Raw genomic sequence first — 2,817 nt, forward strand, 5'->3', positions numbered from 1 at the left:
CACTTTCTCAACAAGCTTAGCTTATCGATTCTTACGGAGGTGAGCCTATGCGAAGAGTAGCTGCCGTTACGGGCGGCGCGCAAGGAATCGGCAGGGCGGTCGCACTGGAATTCGTGAAGTCCGGTTATGAGGTGTCCGTTGCCGATACGGATAAGGAAGCGGGCATGGAACTGATGGAGCAGGTCCGCAGCCTCGGCGGCAAAGGCATGTTTCTTCCTGTGGACGTGGCGGAGGAAACCGAAGTGGAGCGGTGGTTCAAGCTGATGTTGGACGATTTCGGACGGATCGACGTGCTCGTGAACAATGCCGGGATCGGGATGAACGTCCCTATGTTGGAGCTGCCGCTGGAGTCGTTTGATCGGGTGATCAACGTAAACTTGCGCGGTACGTTCGTCTGCTCGCAGCAGGCGGCCCGGGCGATGAAGCGGCAGGGCGGCGGCATCATTCTGAATATTGCCTCCACACGGGCACTGATGTCGGAAGCGGGCACCGAGGCGTATTCCGCTTCCAAAGGCGGTCTGTTGGCGCTGACTCATGCGATGGCCGTCAGCCTCGGTCCGTACGGTATACGCGTGAATGCCGTAAGCCCCGGCTGGATCGAGACCGCCGACTGGCAAAAAGCTTCCAAACGGCGCCACCCCGTACATAGCGAACGGGACCGCCTGCAGCATCCGGCCGGACGTGTCGGAACCCCGGCGGATATCGCGGCAGCGTGCCTGTATTTGGCCGGAAACGGGGCCGGGTTCGTTACGGGACAAAATCTTGTGGTCGACGGCGGCATGACCGTGAAAATGATTTACGAAGATTAGACTTCATTCAGTGTTAGAGAAAAAAAAGTGGAAGAACTGTACTTATGACGGGAGAATCAGACATCATGTGGTTTTTGTTTGCGGCCGCCTCGGCGCTTTGTTTTGGGCTGAGGGGCATCTTATATCAATGGACGTCGCAGCGTCCAATCAACCGGAACCTGCTGCTGCTGGGCGTCTATGCGTCCGGCACGCTGATTGCGCTCGTTGCGGCTGCGGCCACCGGACAAGCCTGGACGAAGCCCGTGTGGATCGGCACGCTGCTCGGGCTGTTTTCGTTTGTCTCCAACGCCGCGATGTATAAGGGATACTCCGTCGGTAAAGCGTCGCTTGTGGCCATGTTCACCGGGCTTCCGCCGGTCGTGGTCGTGCTGTTCGCGTACGTGCTGTGGGGCGAGAAGCTCAATTCGGCGCAGCTCGTCGCCTTTATCGTGATCGTCGCCGGGATTTTAATGATCCGCTACTCCAACGACATTTCGCTCAAAAATTTGCAAGGCGCGCACTGGGGCGCGATTACGATGCTGTTCTTCGGCTTGACCGACCTCTCGTCCAAGCAGGCGACTCTCATCGGAGCGGCCACCTTGCCCACGCTGGCGCTGATGTACGGCACCGGTTCGCTGCTGTTTGCCGCCGCTTGGCTGCTTGGCCGGAAGCAAGAGGCTCACGCCCGGGCGGCGATCCGGGCCGGGTGCGAAGAAGCGGCCGCAGGGACGGAGGAGGCGCCCGGCAGCCCGGTACGCGCGGCTGCTTCTGCGGTTGCAGCCGGAAGCGGGCCCGCTCCAGCGGCAGCCCGCGGCTGGTCCCCCAGCCGCACTTTGGTCTGGGGGATGTTCGTCGGCATTACCAATGTCTGCGGCATGATCCTTGCCATGCCGGCGTTCGCCGCAGGCGTCACCGGGCTTGTCTCCGTCGTCATCGCGATGAACGTCGTACTCGTGCTCTTCTATGCCCGCTTCGGCTTGAAAGAAAAATTCAGCCGCCTCGAATCGGGCGGCCTTTTGCTTGCCTTGATCGGCATGATCGTATTACGTCTTACGGCTTAAATGCCGGACGGATGCTGCGGAAAAACGGGAAACATACGCATCCAGCACGTGCTTGTGGCACGTAAACAGCAGCAACTGGGGGCCCTCGGCCACCGTTTGCAGCAGCTCTATGCCGTATCCGAGCCGCTCGTCATCGAAATTCACGAACAAATCGTCAATCACAAGCGGCAGCCGTACCCCGGATGCCGCGTATTCGTCCGCGAGCGCGAAGCGGATGCACAAGTACATCTGCTCGGCCGTCCCCCGGCTGAGCGCGGACGCATCCAGCAGCTCGCCGTTCGGCCTCTCCGCCAATACACGCTGCTCGCCGAGCGGCGCAATCATCCGCGTGAATCGGCCGGACGTCACCTTCTCGAAGTACTTGGATGCCCTCTGCATAACGGAGGGCTGTTTTTCGTGCTCGTACAATCGTTTCGTCTGTGCGAACAGCGTTCCGCACATGGAAACGACCGCCCAACGCTTCATCAAACGCCTCAGCTCGGTACGGCGCTCCTCCGCCTGCTGCAACTTGTCGGCATGATCCCCGCCTTCGGTCAGCCGTTCGATTTCAAAGCGTTTGCGGCTTTTTGCCTCCCGGCACGCTTCCAGCCGCTCCCGGAGCGCATCCCGCTGTTCCGACAGGCGCGTCCGCTCTTCTTCCAGCTCGCCTCCGGCGACGTTCGCAAGCCTCTCGTCGAGCGGCTTCATCCCCGCTTCCCCTACCAGCGTCCGGATGGCAAGCTCGTCCTGTCGCAGCTCCCCTAGCAGCTCCTGACGGCGGAGGTATTGGCGGTGGAGACGCCGCAGCGCCTCTTCCCCGTCTGCCCCCGCGGCGTCGAGCAGCTCCTGCCGCTTCGCGGCTGTCCGCTCAAGCTGCTGCGACAGCAGCGCGGACTGGCGGCTCAGCTCGGCGTGCTGCCGGCCATCCCGCGCAAGCTGCTCCAGCCGCGCGAGCTGCCGGTCGCGGGCGGCCTGCCACGCTTTCAGCG

At 61.8% G+C, this 2,817-nt stretch carries 3 protein-coding genes; 2 read left to right on the plus strand and 1 reads right to left on the minus strand.

Translation table 11 applies throughout. The annotated features are described in order from the left end of the window. Nucleotides 1–47: 47 nt before the first annotated feature. Together QJ48_RS34205 and QJ48_RS34210 are read left to right on the plus strand one after the other, a co-directional pair. Nucleotides 48–809 carry a glucose 1-dehydrogenase gene (locus tag QJ48_RS34205; RefSeq protein ID WP_054977737.1) on the plus strand — a complete coding sequence of 254 codons (762 nt, stop codon included), beginning with the start codon at nucleotides 48–50 and terminating at the stop codon, nucleotides 807–809. Nucleotides 810–874: 65 nt separating this feature from the next. Continuing rightward, nucleotides 875–1,849: an EamA family transporter gene (locus tag QJ48_RS34210; RefSeq protein ID WP_054977738.1), complete on the plus strand. Its 975-nt coding sequence runs from the start codon at nucleotides 875–877 to the stop codon at nucleotides 1,847–1,849. Here QJ48_RS34210 and QJ48_RS37820 read toward each other — a convergent pair. Beyond that, a partial coding sequence (locus QJ48_RS37820; RefSeq protein WP_369126853.1) for an ATP-binding protein occupies nucleotides 1,832–2,817 on the minus strand: 986 nt, incomplete at its 5' end. The genes QJ48_RS34210 and QJ48_RS37820 overlap by 18 nt on opposite strands.

The organism is Paenibacillus sp. A3, assembly GCF_001399685.1.
GTDB lineage: Bacteria > Bacillota > Bacilli > Paenibacillales > NBRC-103111 > Paenibacillus_G.